This window comes from Shewanella sp. GJ50-10 (assembly GCF_055808815.1).
On the sequence record NZ_JBVVSS010000001.1, the window covers coordinates 1141926 to 1162683 of the forward strand.

General features: G+C 40.0%; 16 protein-coding genes. 12 read left to right on the forward strand and 4 right to left on the reverse strand.

The genetic code is table 11. The annotated features are described in order from the left end of the window. Nucleotides 1-5: 5 nt before the first annotated feature. Entirely contained in the window at nucleotides 6-4454 is a 4449-nt protein-coding gene (gene gltB / locus AC0L4E_RS04780) for a glutamate synthase large subunit (protein WP_473678230.1), read from the reverse strand. Between the two features lie 516 nt (nucleotides 4455-4970). Between gltB and mnmL the strand changes: the two genes are divergently transcribed. The 3 genes from mnmL (at nucleotide 4971) to oxyR (ending at nucleotide 7513) form a co-directional block, all read left to right on the forward strand. Further along, nucleotides 4971-5906, forward strand: a complete 936-nt coding sequence (gene mnmL / locus AC0L4E_RS04785; protein ID WP_473678231.1) for a tRNA modification radical SAM protein MnmL/YtqA — start codon at nucleotides 4971-4973, stop codon at nucleotides 5904-5906. A 179-nt stretch (nucleotides 5907-6085) separates the two neighbouring features. Continuing rightward, nucleotides 6086-6451 carry an Hpt domain-containing protein gene (locus tag AC0L4E_RS04790; protein ID WP_473678232.1) on the forward strand — a complete coding sequence of 122 codons (366 nt, stop codon included), beginning with the start codon at nucleotides 6086-6088 and terminating at the stop codon, nucleotides 6449-6451. Nucleotides 6452-6604: 153 nt separating this feature from the next. Then, nucleotides 6605-7513 (forward strand): hydrogen peroxide-inducible genes transcriptional activator OxyR, encoded by a 909-nt coding sequence (oxyR, locus tag AC0L4E_RS04795; protein ID WP_473678233.1) that lies wholly within the window; start codon nucleotides 6605-6607, stop codon nucleotides 7511-7513. A 249-nt stretch (nucleotides 7514-7762) separates the two neighbouring features. Here oxyR and AC0L4E_RS04800 read toward each other — a convergent pair whose 3' ends face one another. Then, nucleotides 7763-8848 (reverse strand): adenylate/guanylate cyclase domain-containing protein, encoded by a 1086-nt coding sequence (locus tag AC0L4E_RS04800; protein ID WP_473678234.1) that lies wholly within the window; start codon nucleotides 8846-8848, stop codon nucleotides 7763-7765. A 121-nt stretch (nucleotides 8849-8969) separates the two neighbouring features. Further along, nucleotides 8970-9638, reverse strand: a complete 669-nt coding sequence (gene mutH, locus AC0L4E_RS04805) for a DNA mismatch repair endonuclease MutH (protein WP_473678235.1) — start codon at nucleotides 9636-9638, stop codon at nucleotides 8970-8972. A gap of 727 nt (nucleotides 9639-10365) precedes the next feature. On the opposite strand from mutH, the gene rppH reads away from it, so the two are divergent. From rppH to AC0L4E_RS04850, 9 genes are all read left to right on the forward strand, one after another. After that, a complete protein-coding gene (gene rppH, locus AC0L4E_RS04810; protein WP_473678236.1) occupies nucleotides 10366-10884 on the forward strand; it encodes an RNA pyrophosphohydrolase in 519 nt (172 codons plus the stop codon). Nucleotides 10885-10909: 25 nt separating this feature from the next. After that, on the forward strand, nucleotides 10910-13144 hold the full coding sequence (ptsP, locus tag AC0L4E_RS04815) for a phosphoenolpyruvate--protein phosphotransferase (protein ID WP_473678237.1): 2235 nt from the start codon (nucleotides 10910-10912) through the stop codon (nucleotides 13142-13144). Nucleotides 13145-13177: 33 nt separating this feature from the next. Beyond that, complete coding sequence (locus AC0L4E_RS04820; RefSeq protein ID WP_473678238.1) at nucleotides 13178-13981, forward strand: sulfite exporter TauE/SafE family protein; 804 nt, start codon at nucleotides 13178-13180, stop codon at nucleotides 13979-13981. 124 nt (nucleotides 13982-14105) lie between these two features. Beyond that, nucleotides 14106-14957, forward strand: a complete 852-nt coding sequence (locus AC0L4E_RS04825) for a thymidylate synthase (RefSeq protein ID WP_473678239.1) — start codon at nucleotides 14106-14108, stop codon at nucleotides 14955-14957. Between the two features lie 693 nt (nucleotides 14958-15650). Further along, nucleotides 15651-16823, forward strand: coding sequence for a Na+/H+ antiporter NhaA (nhaA, locus tag AC0L4E_RS04830; protein ID WP_473678240.1), 1173 nt, complete (start codon nucleotides 15651-15653; stop codon nucleotides 16821-16823). A gap of 14 nt (nucleotides 16824-16837) precedes the next feature. Then, entirely contained in the window at nucleotides 16838-17227 is a 390-nt protein-coding gene (locus tag AC0L4E_RS04835; protein WP_473678241.1) for a hypothetical protein, read from the forward strand. A gap of 27 nt (nucleotides 17228-17254) precedes the next feature. Beyond that, complete coding sequence (nhaR, locus tag AC0L4E_RS04840) at nucleotides 17255-18187, forward strand: transcriptional activator NhaR (RefSeq protein ID WP_473678242.1); 933 nt, start codon at nucleotides 17255-17257, stop codon at nucleotides 18185-18187. Between the two features lie 31 nt (nucleotides 18188-18218). Further along, nucleotides 18219-18467, forward strand: a complete 249-nt coding sequence (locus AC0L4E_RS04845) for an FAD assembly factor SdhE (protein WP_220753606.1) — start codon at nucleotides 18219-18221, stop codon at nucleotides 18465-18467. 76 nt (nucleotides 18468-18543) lie between these two features. Next, nucleotides 18544-18954 (forward strand): protein YgfX, encoded by a 411-nt coding sequence (locus AC0L4E_RS04850; RefSeq protein WP_473678243.1) that lies wholly within the window; start codon nucleotides 18544-18546, stop codon nucleotides 18952-18954. A gap of 142 nt (nucleotides 18955-19096) precedes the next feature. Here AC0L4E_RS04850 and nadB read toward each other — a convergent pair whose 3' ends face one another. Continuing rightward, complete coding sequence (gene nadB / locus AC0L4E_RS04855; protein ID WP_473678244.1) at nucleotides 19097-20710, reverse strand: L-aspartate oxidase; 1614 nt, start codon at nucleotides 20708-20710, stop codon at nucleotides 19097-19099. Between the last annotated feature and the right edge of the window lie 48 nt (nucleotides 20711-20758).

Below are 20758 nucleotides of genomic sequence, written 5' to 3' on the forward strand. Positions count from 1 at the left end.
CTAAATTACCCCGCCTTCACAGCTAATTCCGGGCTTTTTTGCTCTATCTTGAGCAAGTCGGCAACGGCAATATTTTTAGGCTTAACTAATACAAAACAGTCTAACCAGTTTTCAAAATCACTTAAGATCATTTTGGCGTGCTCACTACCTGTGGCTTCAACATGCGCCTCAATCAGCTCCTTAAGGTGTTGCTGCTGAATTTTTGATTCTAACTTTTGTGTATCAACAAGCTCTGTATTTACGCGGCGACTAAAGTGATTAAATCTATCGAAGATGTAAGCAAAGCCACCCGTCATACCTGCGCCAAAGTTAACACCAGTTTGACCCAGTACCACGACAATGCCGCCAGTCATGTATTCACAACCGTTATCACCGACGCCTTCAACAACGGCAATCGCGCCAGAGTTACGAACAGCGAAACGCTCACCAGCTTGACCAGCTGCGTAAACGCGACCGCCCGTTGCACCATATAAACAGGTATTACCCATAATGGCACTTTGTTCACTTTGGAAAGGGCTGCCAACAGGTGGGTTAATGACAATTCGACCGCCCGACATCCCTTTGCCGACGTAATCGTTTGCATCGCCGACTAATTTCATTTCAAGGCCGGGGCTATTCCACACTCCGAAACTTTGACCCGCACTACCATTAAATTGCAATGAAATAGGTTCTTTAGCACCAGTCACACCTACATTAGTGGCAATGTAGCCTGATAGCGAAGCACCAATTGAACGATTAGTGTTATTAATAGCGTATTGCTTACTGAAAGGTTTACCTTCTAGTACAGCTTGAGCTGTGTCGGTAACAATCTGTAAGTTAAGCTCGCCTTTATCTGAAGGTGGGTTTAACTCTTTCCAAGTGATTGCACTGCCTTCTGCTACTTTTGGTTGGTACAGAATTGGCGCAAAATCTAAACCAAGTTGTTTAGCCGTTTGACCTTCAAGGGCATATAACCAATCAGTTCGACCTACTAAATCTTCAAACTTAGTGACACCCAGCGCTGCCATTGATTCACGTACTTCTTGAGCGACAAACTCGAAGTAGGTAATAACGCGCTCTGGCAGACCATGGTAATGGTTATCACGTAAGTTTTTATCTTGAGTGGCGACACCAGTTGCACAATTGTTTAAGTGACAAATACGTAAGTATTTACAACCAAGTGCAATCATAGGCACAGTACCGAAACCGAAGCTTTCAGCACCTAACAATGCGGCTTTAACAATATCTAAGCCTGTTTTTAACCCACCATCCACTTGTAAACGGATTTTATGACGTAAACCGTTTTCAACTAATGATTGATGAACTTCAGCAAGGCCAAGCTCCCAAGGAGAACCTGCGTATTTAACAGAGGTAATAGGACTTGCAGCAGTACCACCGTCATAACCAGAAATCGTGATCATGTCTGCGTAGGCTTTTGCTACACCGGTAGCAATGGTGCCGACACCTGGTTCTGAAACCAGTTTGACCGAGACTAAGGCTTTAGGGTTAACCTGTTTTAAATCGAAAATCAGCTGCGATAAATCCTCAATAGAGTAAATATCGTGATGCGGCGGTGGTGAAATCAGTGTGACGCCAGGACGTGCATGACGAAGACCTGCAATTTCGACACTGACTTTATGACCTGGTAATTGACCACCTTCACCTGGTTTCGCACCTTGAGCAATTTTAATCTGTAATACATCTGCATTAACAAGGTAATGCGCAGTAACGCCAAAACGACCTGAAGCAATCTGCTTAATCGCCGAGTTACGCTCGCTGTTAAAGCGGCTTGCGTCTTCTCCACCTTCACCAGAGTTAGAACGACCACCAATACGGTTCATCGCTACAGCTAAGGCTTCGTGAGCTTCTGGGCTTAATGCACCGATACTCATAGCTGCACTATCGAAACGAGAGAATAGATTTTCTGCTGCTTCTACCTTTGACTCATCAATGGCAGGATTCGTGCCTTTAACACCAATCAAATCACGCAATGTTGCAATCGGACGGTCATCGACTAAAGCGGCAAACTTTTTGTATTTTGGATAATCTTGCTCAACAAGACTTTCCTGTAAGGTATTGACGACATCTGGATTAAAGCTGTGATATTCACCGCCTTCAACATACTTTAATAAACCACCTTGTGGTAAAGGCACATGTGCACGATAAGCCGCTGTGTGTAGTCGCTTTTGGTCTGCTGCCAGATGATCGAAATCTGCACCTTCAATACGACTAATGACGCCTTTAAAACACAGTTCAATTACATCAGAAGACAAGCCGACGGCTTCAAACTGTTGGCTACAACGGTATGAACCTACGGTACTGATGCCCATCTTAGACATGATCTTACGTAGACCCTTTTCAATACCTTGGCGGAAGTTAAGCATCAAGATGCTGTCATCTTCGATTTGATTTTTCTTCGCCATTGCTGAAATTGATTCGTAGGCTAAGTAAGGGTAAATAGCCGTAGCACCAAATCCAAGCAATACAGCAAAATGATGTGGATCTCTTGCAGATGCTGTTTCAACAATAATGTTAGTGTCACAACGTAAACTCTTATCAACAAGACGCTGCTGTACCGCTCCTACAGCCATAGCTGCTGGAATAACCTGAACATTTTTTGCAGTTGCACGATCCGATAAAATCAATAACGTTGTGCCACTTCTCGCTAAACGCTCAGCATCATCAGTGATACGTTCAATTGCTTGTTGTAAGGTTTCGTGTGCGTCGTAATTTAGATCAACAGTATTGGCACGATAGTAAGTGCTATCTAGTCCAAGCAATTGATTAAAGTCACTGAATAACAGAACTGGAGATTCAAACATGACACGGTAAGCAACACCGGTTGTTTCACAAAATAGATTCTGTTCACGTCCTACACAAGTCGTTAATGACATTACGTGTTTTTCACGTAACGGATCGATTGGTGGGTTAGTGACTTGAGCAAACTTTTGACGGAAATAGTCGTATAGCGAGCGAGATTTTTTAGACAATACAGCCATTGGCGTATCGTCGCCCATAGAGCCAGTCGCTTCTTCGCCTTTACTTGCAAGAGCCCAGATGACTTGTTCAAGTTCTTCTCGGCTGTAACCAAAATGCTTCTGATACTGAAGTAATACATCAGCAGAAAAGTTGCTAGCACCTTGCTGAGCCGCTTCCATTTTATTGGCAGGAACCAAAGTTCGACTGTTTTTAGACATCCACTCTTTATATGGGTGACGACGTTTTAAATCATTATCAATTTCGAAAGATGAATAAAGACGACCATTCATGGTATCTAAAACAAGCAGTTCACCAGGACCGACACGGCCTTTTTCAACGACTTCATCAGCAGAATAATCCCAAATGCCGACTTCAGAAGCCAAGGTCAAGATTCTATCTTTAGTGATAACGTAACGAGAAGGGCGCAGACCGTTACGGTCGACAGCACAGGCAGCGTGGCGGCCATTACTCATTACAATGCCAGCAGGACCGTCCCACGGCTCCATGTGCATTGAGTTAAAATCATAAAATGCTTTTAATTCGTCATCCATTTCTGGATTACTTTGCCAAGCTGGTGGAATAAGTAAGCGCATAGCACGGTAAAGATCCATACCACCTGATAACAGCATTTCTAGCATGTTATCTAAAGATGATGAGTCTGAACCTGTTTCATTCACAAAAGGTGCTGCTTGTTGTAAATCAGGTAGTAGTGGCGAATTAAATTTGTAGGCACGAGCACGAGCCCACTGACGGTTACCCGTAATGGTATTGATTTCACCATTATGAGCTAAAAATCTAAACGGTTGTGCCAACGGCCACTTTGGTGATGTATTAGTAGAAAAACGTTGATGGAACAGACAAATTGTACTCTTTAGACGGATATCTGCGAGATCGGTATAAAAAGAAGGTAAGTCTGCAGGCATCATCAAGCCTTTATAGACAATGACCTGACCCGATAGACTGGCCACATAAAAATCTTTGTCATCGACGATTTGTTGCTCTAAACGACGTCTTGCCATATAGAGACGACGTTCCAAGTCTTTCTCGCGCCAACCTACAGGTGCATTAATAAGTACCTGGTAAATTTGCGGTAAACTTTTACGACCGATTTCACCTAGTACGTCTGGATTAACTGGGACTTTTCTCCAGCCAGCAACACTTAAGGTTTCACGTTGTAGTTCTTTTTCTAGAATCGCTTTTGATGTTTCTGCTTTGACTGGATCTTGGCTTAGAAACAACATACCCACTGCAAACTTACGGCTTAAGTGCCAATCATTTTCGGTTGCAACGGCTGCAAAAAAATCTTTAGGCATCGACATTAATAGTCCACAGCCATCACCTGTGCGACCATCCGATGCAATACCACCACGGTGTTTCATTCTGTCTAACCCGTGAATAGCTGTACGGACAATGCGATGGCTTGCATCGCCATCCATTTGGGCTATTAAGCCGAAACCACAATTGTCCCGCTCAAAGCTGGGATGATATAAGCTCATACAAAAACTCCCTAAACCTAACTTAATACGACTCGGATAATGCGGAGAAGTTCTCATAGATATGCACCCGAACCACTCAAATTAGCCCGATAATGAATAAAGGTCAAACTTAAATTACTCAACAAAATGAATTGTTATTGTCATTACATTCGTTAAAAAAAACAGCCTTTACGTTAACGTAAACTGTGTTTTGTCTCGTATAACCTTATGAATAAAAAGAATTTTAAAAACTCGCAAAAAGATTTGTTACTTTTCTTTAACACTTAAGTCTAATTGATTTAGATTTATAAATAGTGAATTTATTTTCAAGCACAGTGCTAATTAACTATTTGGTTAATTTGAATATAAATTCACTCATGGCTAACCAATTTAAAACAAGGATGTTCATATTTGTGACCTAAAACATTAGCAGTGGATAAATTAACCAATTTATCTATCGATTTATTGATATAGCACCAAGTTTTATTTGCTCAAGACGATTATTATCTGCCACTTTTTTGAATTTGAGGATCCATTGTGGGCTTAGATGATTACGTAAATACATTCGGCGCTGTTTGCAAGAAGCAATATGGTGGCAGGATCAGAAAGCTCACAATAGATGCTAAATTTACTTGTCCAAACAGAGATGGCACGTTAGGTAAAGGTGGCTGTACTTTTTGTAATGTTTCTTCTTTTAGTTATGAACAAGGCACTGAAGCCAGCATTTCAGATCAATTAGTGCAAGGTAAGCAACGTTCTGTATTAGCTAATGCACCTGCGTCTACCTCTAAATATATAGCTTACTTTCAGGCTTACACAAGTACTTATGATGAATACCAGGTTTTAAAGCAAAAATACGATGAAGCAATTAAAGATGCTGATATCGTTGGACTCCATATTGGCACACGCCCCGATTGCGTGCCTGATGACATACTCGATCTACTTGTTAGTTATCAAGACAAAGGAATTGAAGTATGGCTAGAGCTTGGATTGCAAACATCGAATAACGACACATTAAAAAGAATCAATCGCGGACATGAATTCCTTGCTTATCAAGACACGGTCAAAAGAGCCAGAGATAAAGGTATTAAGATCTGTGCTCATTTGATTTTAGGCTTACCAGGTGAAAACTATAATGATTATTTACATAGTCTGAAGCAAGTTATTGCAACTGGTGTCGATGGGATTAAATTACACCCATTACATATTGTAGAAGGCAGTGTGATGGCAAAAACTTGGCGACATAAAGGGATGGATCTGTTGTCGCAAGAAGATTATGCCCATTATGCTAGTGAATTGATTAGGAATACACCTAAAGAGATAGTGTTCCACCGTGTAACTGCTTATGCTAAAAAACCAATGTTACTGGCACCTGACTGGTGCGCATTTCGATGGGACGGACTAGTATCAATTGTCAAAAATTTAGCGGAAAATGGTGGCCAAGGCCATTATGTTCCTGCAATAACAGTTTAAAAAGTAGCCATATCGCATGTTTCTTAGTGTTTTATATGGGTGTATTTTAATTTTTTGTTAATTATTTGTGGTTATTTCTCTAAATTTAGACTTGAAAAGCCCTGAGTTGTTGCATAGGCAATTATTGCGAGTATTATTAATTCCAATTTTACAGTAATGAATTAGAAAGAGGTGCCGCAATGGCCACAGTTCAGCTAGAGTCTATCTTAGATCTCAATACTTTAGAGCAATATTGTAGTGCTATTGGTGCAGGTACGTTATTAAAAAGCGTCGTATTATTCGAGCAGTTAATGCCTGAATATGTGGGTAGCTTAGTAAAAGCTAACGAAGTAAATGATAAAGATACTTTATGCGCAGAAGCACACAAGTTTAAAGGTGCTGCGGGTTCTGTTGGTTTAAAGCGTATTCAACAATTTGCTCAACTATTACAACATGGTGAAGAAGCAAGTTGGGAAGCTGAGCATAACTCTTGGTTAGCTGAGATTGTTAAGCATGCCAGCACAGACTTACAACAGTTGAAAGAATTTCTTGAAGCTAAAGCGTAAACGCTTTAACTGAATCAAAAGTCCCTTACGGGACTTTTTTTGGCCTTTTTTTAATTAATGCTTAATTTGAGTCTTCGATCATGTACTAGAGATTGTTATTTCAGCTTACTTAATTCATTATTCAAATGAAATCTTAAAACGGTAATCGATTAAATGAAAAACCTGCCGAGTCTTAAAAACCTGTTTTATTTGGTCAACTTGCACCAAGAACAAAACTTTAATCGCGCTGCGAAGTCTTGTTTTGTTAGTCAATCCACCTTATCCAGTGGAATACAGAATCTTGAAGAACAATTAGGCTATCAGCTTATTGAACGAGATCATAAATCGTTTATGTTCACCGCTATTGGTGAGGAAGTTGTTGAAAGAGCAAGAAAGCTGCTTACTGACGTAGATGATCTGGTGGAGTTAGTGAAAAACCAAGGTGAACCTATGACGGGGGAAATTCGTCTTGGCTGTATCCCAACCATTGCGCCATTTCTATTAAGTAGAGTAGTTAAGCAATGCCAACTTGATTATCCGCAATTGAGCCTGCTGTTAAAAGAAGATACCACTGAAAGCTTATTGGATTCGCTTGGAAAAGGTGAATTAGACTTACTTATACTGGCTTTACCTGTTGATACGACCGGTTTCCATAGTATGAAAGTGGGGATTGATCCATTCAAAATGGTGGTTCATGAAGAGCTTTCTGGTGGAATTGTAAACCCGATTGATTATCAACAAATGCCAGATGAAAGTATTTTTTTGTTGCAAAGCGAGCATTGTATTACTGGCCATGCAATAACGGCTTGCCAGTTAGGCAACAGTGCTAAAATCAACCCTTTTGCCGCTACGAGTCTACATACGTTAGTGCAAATGGTGGATAGTAAGTTAGGTACAACTTTCTTACCTCAAATGGCGATTGATGCGGGTATACTCAATGATACTGAACTCAATATTATGAACCCACCGGGTGAAGCACCTTATCGAGATATTGGCTTAGTGTGGCGTCAAACGACCAGCAGAATCAGTACTTTTAGAACCTTAGGTTTAATGCTTGAGTCACTTCTGAGCGATAAAAGGTAGCCAAACTACTAAGCAGCACCTGAGTGTTAAGTTAGTGAGAATAACGTTGGAGTTATAAAAACTTAGATTACTTTTAAAGCCTTGAAGCATTGTTTCGAGGCTTTTTTATTGTAAGTTCTTGGCGATGAGCTTCGCTAGTGTGGAAACATCAGATGCTAACAGTTGCTAATAATTGAGAAGGGAGGTCACTACCCCAGATGTAATTATGTAAAAGGGCGATAGCTATTAGCATGGCGCTATAACTTATAATTAACCTCGTGGTGGTACTGTTTTAGGCGTAACACCGTAAACTTCAATTTCGTGCTGTTTTCCTTTTAACTTCATAGCGCCAAGGTCAGCTAAATCAAATTGACTATCATGTCTTTCAAGTCGATGCGCCACTTCACCTGATATCAGCATACGTTGGCCAAGGGGGTTACACTGATCTTGTAGCCGTGCAAGGGTGTTAATTACATCACTAAAGAAGCTGATTTCTTGCTTTTGTACTCCAACTACAGCTGCAACGACTTGACCGCAATGAGCCGCGGCTTTGAATTTAGGAACAAAGCCATAGTGTTCTTCAAAATATGGGCGATGCCAATTTAGCTGCTGACTGAATTCATAATAAATATTCATGCAACGATCTTCCTTAATTCCTTCTTCCAAAGGCCAATGGATTAAGACTGCATCTCCCATATAACGATAAATCTCAGCATCATTATTGGTTACTGTGTCAGCGAGCATACTAAAGCTATCTTGGATCAAGCGACTGAATCGATAATCGCCTAATGTTTCAGCATGGGACGTTGAAGACACCATATCGACAAACAAAAACAGTCTATGTTCGTAGCGAGGTTGATGATATTTACCTAGACCAATGTTGAGTAGAACACGAGGGCCAACGAGTAATGCCATTTGTTCAACAAATGCGAGGCCGACTCTAACGGCAACTAAGTAAATGACTAATGCTTGGAAAGACGGGCTATATAATATGTGTGCTGTAAGCATTTGCCTTAAAGTGACTAGATGATTCTCAATAGCCCACATATTTAAAAACTGTGTGACATAGGCAAGTGTCATAGCACCAAGCAATAAAAATAGACCTTTGAATATGACGGAGAATATATAGGGAAGCCGGCTGATAGCACTAAAATCAGCAATAAGGTTAGACATCCAGTGCAAACAACCAAAAACAAAGCCCATAAAAATCGCTAGCGTTGCTAGATCTGATTTTCCAATGGCCCATTGAGGCAGTTCTGGAGCTTGTGAATATCGGAAAAATACAAATGCTCCCATGGCTGCACACCATGCGATGATAGCAAAAAGTAATTTTCTCGTCTGGCGACGTGCTTTCACTGGTTTATATCTAATCCGTTGATATTTGAAGACAGGCTAGTTTATAGAAAATTCCCATACTTGTCATAGTGGTATTTTAATTAGTTTTGATTTCGCATTTGAATGTTGCGAAAATGTATATCTAGTTAAAGGCGTTTGTTAGTATTTGGTGGGTAAAGTTGATCTTTAAATAGAAACCGCGTGGATTAGACAGTTTTATCGAACCATCTTCAGCAATAGATTCAGTTAGGGCTTTACTATTAGCTGCTTTGGGCCTTAATTGCAAAACTTCTCCATGTCTAGCTGTTACCTTGTCAACTTTACCTATAGCAATGAACTCCATTATCTCTTCCCAGTCCTGTTGTAATGCATGCGATTCTGCAGCATTGGGTTGCCATAAAACAGGAGACCCAATTCTTCTTTCTCTAACAGGGATTTTTCTGTCTCCTTCGATAGGAATCCAAAGAACCTGGCTTAGTTTATGGCATACCACACTTTGAGCCCATGTTAACCCTTGAATATTGGTCAAAGGAGCAACTGTTACGTAAGTGGTTTCAATAGGTCGTCCGTGAGCATCGATAGGAATAGTTTTTAGCTCAACACCTAAGTGTAAAAAATCTTGTTGAGGTTTTGAACCCGCAGTTGCTCCTAACTCCATTTCTATTAGTTGGCCAATCCATCCTTTATCTCTTTTAAGATTAGCCGGAACCGGAACTTGATGTTCCATTGCAATATCCCCCAAGGTGACTCCAGCCATATCATTGGCTCTTTGCATTAATTCTTCAATGGAGTTGGGTTGGCTGTTCATCATAAAAAGTCTTGTGATCTATAAATAATGGAGAGGAAAGTGTACTTGTTTATTTATTTATTCGCAGCTTTTGTTGTTGGCTGAAAAATATACAGAACATTTTGTTAGAGTTATTCACCGAAATTAGTTTTATTAATTTTATGAAAATTAACAGTTTTTTATTTAATTGGTTAAGAATATTTACCTTTAGGGAAAGTTACTCTCGTTTTGCTCTCGTCTTTCGCACATAGTTATCCACAGATTTGATGAATAACTTTATAAAAGTAATGCTTAGCGGATATAAAATAGTACGTCAATGGCTAAAAATCGCTTTATTTTATTATTTTTAAAATAATCTTCTTGTTTTTTGTGTATAACTTAAAACCTAAACCAAACCATAAATCACTAAATTGACCACTGTTTAAAAAGTGACCGCGCTAACGGTTTTTGTTTTGTTTTATTTAGCTTCAATTGGTTAATCGTATGATTTTATTGTTTTAATTATGATTATTGCTAGTGAGGTTTAATTAGGTTTCAGCTGTTTTATCTAAGCTGACAATAGTTATTTTAGAGTTTCGAACAGAGATATCCACAGATTTTGTGGATAATGTGGATGACTTGAGTTTTCTTCTGTTGATAAAAGAGTGAATCTCAATGTTTTATCCAAGGAAGCACCGTAAATCCTTGTTTGCCCGTAAGCAAGCTTTGTGAAACAATCTAGTCATTAATTTGTAGTGTAATTGGAGTCCATGTGATTGATAGCGACGGCTTTCGCGCAAATGTGGGCATTATTATCTGTAACAAATATGGTCAAGTAATGTGGGCCAGACGGTTTGGACAACATTCATGGCAATTTCCTCAAGGTGGCGTAGATGATGGTGAAAGTCCTGAACAAGCTATGTATCGAGAATTGTATGAAGAAGTGGGTCTGAAACCTGAAAATGTGCAAATTTTAACGTCAACACGTTCATGGTTAAGATATCGTTTACCAAAAAGGCTGATCAGACAGGAAAGTAAACCTTTATGTATCGGGCAAAAACAAAAGTGGTACTTATTACAACTAAAAGATAGCGATGACAGTATTAATTTAAACTCTTGCGGTCATCCAGAGTTTGATGACTGGCGCTGGGTGAGTTATTGGTATCCTGTTAGGCAGGTTGTTTCATTTAAACGAGATGTTTATCGTAAAGTAATGAAAGAATTCGCCTTTACAACATTGGCATTTCAAGGGCGTGAGCCTAGCCGAAAAAGAGGTCGCCACCGTAATTAACTTGCTTATATAGAGGGCATGGAAAGTGTTAAACACGCTCAGGGATATTACACAAGCTGTTGCAGGAGCAAGCAGCCTTGACTCAGCATTAAATGTGTTAGTGTCGCAAACAAAGTTAGCGATGCAAACTCAATGCTGTTCCATCTATATTCTTGAGCAACAGCACCTTGTTCTTTCTGCGTCAAATGGCCTAGCGAGTGCTGCAATAAATAACGTTAAGATGCCTTTGTCTGAAGGCTTAGTTGGATTAGCTGCTGAAAAGGAAGAAGCAGTTAATCTTGCTGATGCTAAATCTCATCCCCGTTTTAAGTTTTTCCCCGAAGTTGAAGAAGAAGAGTATCGCGCTTTTCTCGCGGTTCCGATCATTTTCCAAAAACAAGTTGTGGGCGTTATTGTGGTTCAGCAGCCACAGCCAAGACAATTTAGTGAAAACGAAGAAGCATTTTTAATGACGCTCGCAGCGCAACTTGCTGTCGTTGTTCGTAGCTTAAAAAATAAAGCTGCAATTAGTAATGTTCAGCAGCAAGTGGTTTTTAAAGGTACAAGCGCATCTAAAGGCATTGCTATTGCTGACGGGTTTGTTTTAGGCGGCGAGATAGCGTTAGTTCAAGAAGAGCGGCAATGTGCAGATATTGATAAAGAGGTTGCTCGATTAAGAACGGCTATGCAAAGGTGTAGTGATGTTATTAGCACTTTATCGCAACGGTTTGACCGTGAAAAAGTCGATGACATTGCGTCTATTTTTTCTGCATTACAATTACTATTAAACGAAGCCAGTTTAGGTGGTGAATACTTACGAGAAGTTGAACAAGGTTGGCTGTCCGAATCTGCTGTTAGTCGTGTATCGATGCGCTACATCGAGCAATTCATGGCGATGGAAGACCCATACCTTAAAGAGCGTGCAAGTGACATACGTGAATTAGGCCAAAAGGTTCTTAGGCAACTTATTGAACCAGATAAATTAGATTTAGCCCCAGCAAAGCCGGTGATTTTAGTTGCTAAAGAAGTTGATGCAACTTTACTAGCTGAATTCTCTAGAGGAAAATTGGCCGGTATTGTGACTGAATTAGGCGGTGTTAATGCCCATGCTGCTATTCTTGCTAGAGCTTTGGGCGTTCCTGCAATTGTAGGCGTTGATCAAGTATTAGCTGCGAATATCGATGATAAAAAATTAGTGCTAAATGCCAACAATGGCCAGTTGTTGGTTGATCCTTCAGACGCTGTGCTTCACGAGTATTACACGCTAATATCAGAGAGTCAGGCACAGCAACGTCAGTTTTCTGCTGAACTGTCGTTACCAGCCCAAACCATTGATGGTCACCGTATTCAGTTGTATCTTAACGCTGGATTATTAAGTGGTTTGAGTACAGATATGGCAGAAGGTGCTGATGGTATTGGGCTTTATCGTACTGAAATCCCTTTTATGCTGCATCAACGTTTCCCCAGTGAAATAGAACAAGTTCATGTTTACAAGCAAGTGTTATCAGCAGCGCGAGACAGACCTGTTGTTATGCGCACATTAGATGTGGGCGGCGATAAACCATTACCTTATTTCCCAATTAATGAAGATAATCCGTTTCTAGGCTGGCGTGGAATACGGTTATCATTAGATCATCCTGAATTATTCTTAATGCAGCTAAGGGCGATGCTCACTGCGAATGCGGACTCTGCTCAGCTACAAATCTTACTGCCTATGGTGAGTAACCTTGATGAGATTGATCGCACTCTTTTGTATTTAGACCAAGCTTATAAAGAACTCATTGAAGAATTAAATCGAAACATTCCAAAGCCAAAAATTGGTGTGATGTTAGAAGTGCCTTCGCTGTTATTTCAGTTAGAAGATGTCGCAAAACGGGTTGACTTTGTGTCAGTGGGAAGTAACGATTTAACTCAGTATTTACTGGCTGTCGATAGAAACAATCCTAGTGTTAGTCCTTTGTTTGATAGTTTTCATCCAGGGGTATTGAGAGCGTTAAAATGGACCATTACTGATTGTAATCGCTACCAGTTAGATGCCAGTATTTGTGGCGAATTGGCAGGAGAGCCGATGGGAGCATTATTGCTAGTTGCCATGGGTTACCAAAAACTGAGTATGAACCAAGGTAGCATCGCTCGAATCAACTATTTGCTGAGGCGGATAGACAAGCAATCTCTTGAGATCCTGTTAGATAAAGCACTGACACTGTCAAATGGTGAACAAGTTCGCCACCTATTAAATGAATACCTCAATGAGCATGATTTAATGTCAATCTTGCATTAAGGTCGTAAATCTACGCACGGATAAGGTTGTACTGTGGACAATATTTTACTGGTTTTTTCTATTTGCTTAATGCTTGGTGCTTTTGTTGGCTTTATGGCAGGGCTTTTAGGAATTGGCGGCGGATTAATCATTGTTCCTGCATTAATCTATTTATTGCCGTGGGTTGGTGTGGAATCTACGCAATTAACCCATGTTGCTATCGCGACTTCTCTTGCTTCAATCATTCTTACTTCACTTTCGTCAGCATCTGCGCATCACAAAAGAGGGAATGTGCCTTGGGAGTTATTTAAGCCCATGTTGCCAGGGATCCTCATTGGTGCGTTAGCATCGGGTTTCATTTCTGAAAGAATAGCATCAGATGATTTACAACAAGCCTTCGCGGTCTTTGTGGTGTTAATGGCAATTCAAATGGCATTTCCTTTTAAGCCCAAAGTTAATGAGCAAATACCAAGCTTTGTGGTTTTACTGGGAGTTTCTACGCTAATTGCGATTATTGCAGGGCTTATGGGGATTGGTGGTGGAGTTTTACTGGTACCATTTTTAACTTATTGTGGTTTACAGATGAAACAAGCTGTTGGCTTCTCATCTGTGACAGGCTGCTTGATTGCTATTTCAGGAACTATTGGTTACATCATTGCAGGATTAAACGCAACTGATCTACCTGATGGCACAATTGGTTTTATTTATCTGCCAGCGCTTGCAGGCATTGTTGTTAGCTCCATGCTAATGGCGCCATTGGGCGTAAAAGCTGCTAGCACTTGGCCAACACCTGTTTTAAAACGGGCATTCGCTGCACTGCTGATGATTGTCGGTTTGAAAATGGCTCTATCGGTATAATATTTTTTTGGTATCATGGCTGCTTTAGCCAGCGCTTGAAGCCACCATGTTGACTTGCAATGACTAAAACAGCTCTTTTAAAGCAGTCTTAGTGAGTTGAAACTTATAATAATAGGAATGAATAATGCGTCAGTATTTAGATCTTTGTCAGAACATCGTCGATAACGGTCATTGGATTGAAAATGAACGAACTGGAAAACGTTGTTTAACCGTGATTAATGCTGATTTACAGTATGACGTAGAAAATAACCAATTCCCTATTATTACTACCCGTAAAAGTTACTGGAAATCTGCTATTGCAGAGCTAATCGGCTATATCAGAGGATATGATAATGCCGCTGATTTTCGTGCGTTAGGCACAAAAACTTGGGACATGAACTCAAATGATAATCAAAGCTGGTTAGCTAACCCGCACCGCAAAGGTGAGGATGATATGGGGCGTGTTTATGGTGTTCAAGGTCGTCGTTGGCAGAAAACTTCGGGTGGAACTGTCGATCAACTTGCAAAAATAGTGGATAACTTATCAAAAGGCGTTGATGACCGTGGTGAAATCATCACTTTTTATAACCCTGGTGAATTTGACATGGGTTGCTTACGCCCTTGTATGCACACTCACAATTTTTCTTTATTAGGTGACACACTGTATTTGACCAGTTATCAGCGTTCTTGTGATGTTCCTCTAGGACTAAATTTCAACCAAATTCAAGTGTATACCTTCCTTGCTTTGATGGCTCAGATCACGGGTAATAAACCTGGTGTGGCTTATCATAAGATTATCAATGCTCATATTTATGAAGATCAATTAGATTTGATGAAGAATGAACAGTTAACTCGCGAGCCATTTCCTTCTCCGCAATTAAAAATCAATCCAGATATTAAAAGTCTTAAAGATTTGGAAACTTGGGTCACTATGGATGACTTTGAAGTCGTGGGTTATCAGCACCATGAAGCTATCAAATATCCTTTCTCAGTTTAACTGATTGAGATAACTTGATCCTGCAGTTTGAAATGATAAACCTGTAAATTCGATACTAAAGAAACAAGTTAACATTAACTAATGAGTTATGTATAAATAGCTCATTAGTTACTTTGCTTATAACAACACTAACCAAGCCAATCCCTCTTTAAATAATGCTAAATTCCTTCCAGCAGCTCCCATAAATAGCCCACACTACATTTTTATTTCAAGTGTAACTATAAAATGATTTACCTTGATAATTTCAAGTGGGTTTCTCATCTTTTACTTTGTAATTGAATGATGAAAATGTCTTAATTACTTATTCAGTGTCTTTAATTTTTATGCACTTAATACTTAATAGCAGTAGCTGATGATTGAAATTTAGATTAGTTATAAATGAGATAAATAATCTTGTACTAAAAACAAACTAGCGTATTGTTAGTTTATCGCTAAATAAATTAGTTAATCGTATTGTATTTCATAGAAGCTTATTTTTTACTCTATTAAATAAATATGCGTTTATTTGTCTTTTATGTGCAAACTTCTGCAAAAATATAGATCCACGTCTCAATCTAATTGTTTTGCGTGATCGGCCTCACTTGAGTTTGATTGATACATCGGAAAAACCGAGGTTTTAGAGCGAAACTAACGATTATGATTGTTTGAAAAATTCAGATAGTATTAATCTAATTGTTTTTTTTGGAGTAAAATATGGAACGTGCAATTAAGAATTTCTTAAGTCAAGAATCTGCAGGGGGTATCATTTTAATGATCTCTGTAGCACTGGCTATGTTAATGGCAAATTCGCCATTAGCAGGTTTATACAGTGGCTTTCTTGATACAGAAGTCCAAGTACGTGTAGGCACATTAGATATCGATAAGCCATTATTACTATGGATTAACGATGGACTGATGGCTCTTTTCTTCTTGCTTATTGGTCTAGAAGTAAAACGTGAATTATTAGAAGGCGCACTATCAAGTGTTGCTAAGGCATCATTGCCAACTTTTGCTGCAGTTGGCGGCATGGTATTCCCAGCACTATTTTATCTAGCATTTAACTATTCAGATCCTGTGACTCAGGTCGGCTGGGCTATTCCTGCTGCGACTGATATTGCATTTGCGCTGGGTGTAATGGCTTTACTTGGTAGTCGCGTGCCGGTAGCTCTTAAAGTGTTCTTATTAGCACTGGCTATTATGGATGACTTAGGTGTAATTGTGATTATCGCGCTGTTCTACAGTGCTGATTTATCAATGACGAGCTTAATTGTTGCCGCAATTTCAATTTCATTGATGGTTGCACTAAACCGCAAAGGAGTTAGTTCACTGATCCCTTATGGTTTATTAGGTGTAATCCTTTGGGTAGCAGTACTGAAATCAGGCGTACATGCCACATTAGCAGGCGTGATCATTGCTTTCTGTATTCCTTTACGTGCCAAAGATGGTTCTTCACCATCTGAGCATTTAGAGCATAGCTTGCACCCGTGGAGTACTTTCTTCATCTTACCTGTGTTCGCTTTTGCCAATGCTGGTTTATCGCTATCAGGAATGAGCATTACTTCTCTAGCTGAGCCGGTAACTATCGGTATTATCTTAGGTCTACTTCTTGGTAAGCCTTTAGGTGTACTACTGTTCAGCTTTGCTGCTGTAAAACTGAAGCTTGCTGAATTACCACCAGGTATTAGCTGGAGCCAGATTATTCCAGTATCGATTATGTGTGGTATTGGTTTCACTATGTCAGTGTTTATTTCTTCACTTGCATTTGAAACTGCTCCAGAACAATTAGGTGACTTTGCCCGCTTAGGTATCCTAGTCGGATCGATGCTTGCTGCCGTAATTGGTTATGTATGGCTTAACAAAGTACTTCCTAAAGCTGAAGCAAAATAAAGCTGGAGCGTAAAATGAAAACAAAACTGTTGATGTTAGCCTTAGCAATGGGTGCGGTGACGTTGCCAGCCCAAGCTACCTCGTTTGCTGTTTGTCAATCAAACGTTGAGTCAAACGAGTGTAAGAGTTACTTAGATGGCATAGTCGATGGCGCTTTGATGTATCACACTGATGCATCTGGTAATCGTCTAGAAGAGGCCGATGGATATGAGTCTCGCGCACTTAAGTATCGCGCAGGTAAGCGCTATCAAGAGGCTAACCGCAGTTTTTGTGCTGACAGAACTCCACACAAAGATGAAATCGTTTTAGCTATTCAAGAGCAAACTGCAGCGAAAAACGTTAATAACTTGGATGAACTATCAATATTAATTGATAGCTTGTTGGACTGTCAGCGATTAAAATAAACCATCTTTCTTAGCTGGTTTATATGAATGCAACATTTAAATTATAACCATCTATATTATTTTTGGATGGTTAGAAAAAAAGGTTCGGTGGCTAAGGCCGCCGAAGCTTTATGCCTCGCTCCACAAACCATTACCGGTCAAATTCGTGCGCTAGAAGAACGCCTTCATGGTAGTTTATTTAAACGTGTCGGCCGAACACTTGAACCAACCGAACTTGGCGAATTAGTTTTTCGTTATACTGATAAAATGTTTAGCCTTAGCTATGAGATGCTAGATTTATTAGCCTATCAAAAAGATGAATCCATTTTATTCGAAGTTGGTTTTGCTGCGGCGCTATCAAAAGCATTAGCTAGTCGTGTACTGTTAACAGTCATTCCTAACGATGGCTCTATGCACTTGAGCTGTTATGAATCAACCCATGAGAACTTAATTGAACGCTTGCGTGAGCATAAGTTAGACATGATTTTGTCTGATTCTGCCGGTGAGTCGCTTAAATATCCCGAAATTTTATCTAAAAAACTCGGTGAATGTGGTATTAGCTTTTTTGCGGCCTCTAAACCTTCATTAGATTTCCCTGCTTGCTTAGAGCAAGAGAAACTTCTGATACCGGGTAAGCGAACCTCTCTTGGGCAGCAATTACACCGTTGGTTTGCAGAGAAAAACCTTGAAGTCAGCATTTTAGGTGAGTTTGACGACGCAGCGATGATGAAAGCGTTTGGGTTATTCAAGCGCGGTATTTTTGTTGCTCCATCAATTTATCGACATGATATACTTTCTCAAGGTATGGTTTTAATTGGTGAAACTGACGATATTAAAGAAGAGTATCATGTCATGTTCGCTGAAAGAATGATTCAACATCCGGCAGTGCAACGGTTACTTGAAACTGACTTTACTGACTTGTTTGCTGGTGTGGATCCTGAGATACAAGATGTAGAGCACCGTAGTTCACATCAAAGATAAAATATCCTTAGAAGATGTTAGGAGAATAGCGTTGGAATTAATGAATATTGCCAGAGTTCGCTGGGCTTGTCGTAGAGGAATGCTAGAGTTAGATGTCCTTTTTCAGCCATTTGTAGATGCACATTACGAAGCGCTTTCTGATACTGATAAGCAAACTTTTATCGACTTACTAGCGTGTGAAGACCCAGAACTATTTGCATGGTTCATGGGGCACGAAGTGTGTCCAAATAACGCGATGCGTGAAATGGTAAATACGGTTCGTGGTCGACCTCAGCCTTAATTTATATACTCTAAATAGGGTTTCTCAATACTCAATCTGCTTGATGTCATATCGAGCTCAAAGAGGCGCTTAACTTATGCATGTCAGTTTAAGTGCCTCTTTTAATCAATTTCTTTCCCATATCGCACTTATCTGTGTGTGCTTAACAAGTTTTTTGTTGTGGCCTCAAGTTAACATCCTCGCGTTAACAATATTTTATTGGCTGATATTAATTACGACGGTTACCTTCTTTAGCTGGCATTTACTTAAGCTTAAACGTTGGCAATATGATTTCTACTTGAGTGATACTGATGAGGGGAAGCTTAATCAACAGTTGTTTTGTCTTTGGCGTGAGCCCATTGTGACTGTTTTTGCGTGTGTGATGTTTATTGAGTTAGATTTAACTTCTGATAAGAAGAAAAAGGCGTTACTGATAGTATGGAGTGATATGTTATCCGATAAGGATTATCGTCAACTTTGTCGATTGCTGATTAAGCTTAAAAATTAATAATCGCTTAATGTCTAAATTTTATCTTTAAAAAACTGATACCGTCTAATTATCAGGTTTAAACAGTATCAGTTGCTTGATTTGACTACGCTTAATTTAGCTAATTTGATTTTAACTTTTCTAGCTTTAACCTTTTAACGTATCATCTTTCTGGTTGTAAAATCGTTGGCTGTGGATTGTCTAATTGTTCTGGATAGTCAGCGTTATAGTGTAGGCCTCGACTTTCTTTACGCTCCATCGCGCAGCGAATGATAAGCTCAGCAACTTGAACTAAGTTTCTTAATTCTAATAAGTTGTTACTGACACGGAAATTACTGTAATACTCTTGAATTTCTTGTTGGAGCATAGCGCAGCGGCGCAGCGCACGCTCTAAGCGCTTATCGGTTCTTACAATGCCAACGTAATCCCACATAAATAACCTTAATTCATGCCAGTTATGGGCAATGACAACTTCTTCATCGGAATTACTTACCTGACTTTCATCCCAATGAGGAACTTGCCCAGGGGCTGGGATTTTTGGTAGTAAACTTTCGATATCTTGCGCAGCAGCGCGGGCAAAAACAAGGCACTCTAATAATGAGTTACTGGCAAGGCGGTTTGCCCCGTGGAGGCCTGTGTAAGCCACTTCACCAATAGCATATAAGCCATTAATATCAGTTTGCCCATGTAAGTCCGTCATCACGCCACCACAAGTATAGTGAGCTGCAGGAACAACTGGGATTGGGTCGGTAGTGATATCAATACCAAATTCTAGACAGCGTTGATGAATGGTTGGAAAATGTTTTATCACGAATTCTGCAGGTTTATGGCTGATATCAAGATATAAACAATCAGCACCTAAACGTTTCATTTCATAATCGATAGCTCGAGCCACAATGTCACGTGGAGCAAGCTCTGCACGTTCATCAAACTCTGGCATAAAGCGAGTGCCGTCAGGGCGCTTAAGGTAGGCACCTTCGCCACGTAATGCTTCTGTTAATAGATAATTTCGCGCATCTGCATGGTATAAACAGGTTGGGTGGAATTGATTAAATTCCATATTAGCGACACGGCACCCCGCACGCCAAGCCATAGCAATACCATCACCGCTGGCAATATCAGGGTTAGAAGTATATTGATAAACTTTTGAGCTACCACCGGTTGCGATTGCAACAAACTTTGCGGTGACTGTTTCTACGTGCTCGGCATCTCTATTCCAAACATAAGCGCCAACGACTCGGTTACCCGGCCTATTGAGTTTACGAGTGGTGATGAGATCAATAGCGTTATAGCGCTCTAGTACTTGAATGTTCGGGTGAGCTTGAGCTTGGTCTTGTAAAGTAGTTTGCACAGCTTTGCCTGTGGCATCAGCAGAATGCAAAATGCGGCGATGACTATGGCCACCTTCACGAGTGAGATGATAAGGTGCGCTACTTTGGTCACCATCTGCAGTTTCTTCTTTATCGAAGGCCACACCACATTGAATTAACCATTTCATTGATGCTTTGGCGTTTTCAGCTGTATAAGTCACCACTTCTTTGTCACAAAGTCCCGCACCAGCAATAAGAGTATCACTGACATGAGACTCAATAGTGTCTGATTCATCGAAAACAGAGGCTATTCCGCCCTGGGCATAATAGGTTGAGCCTTCTGCTAAAGGACCTTTAGATAAAAGAATAACTTTAGATTTTTCAGCTAGATGGAGTGCTAGGGTTAACCCTGCTGCACCACTACCAATAACCAAAATATCAGATTGGTGTTCAACTGCTTGTTTCATAAGGTATCATGGGTGACTTAATATGGTTTCTCAATGGTAAAACAAAAC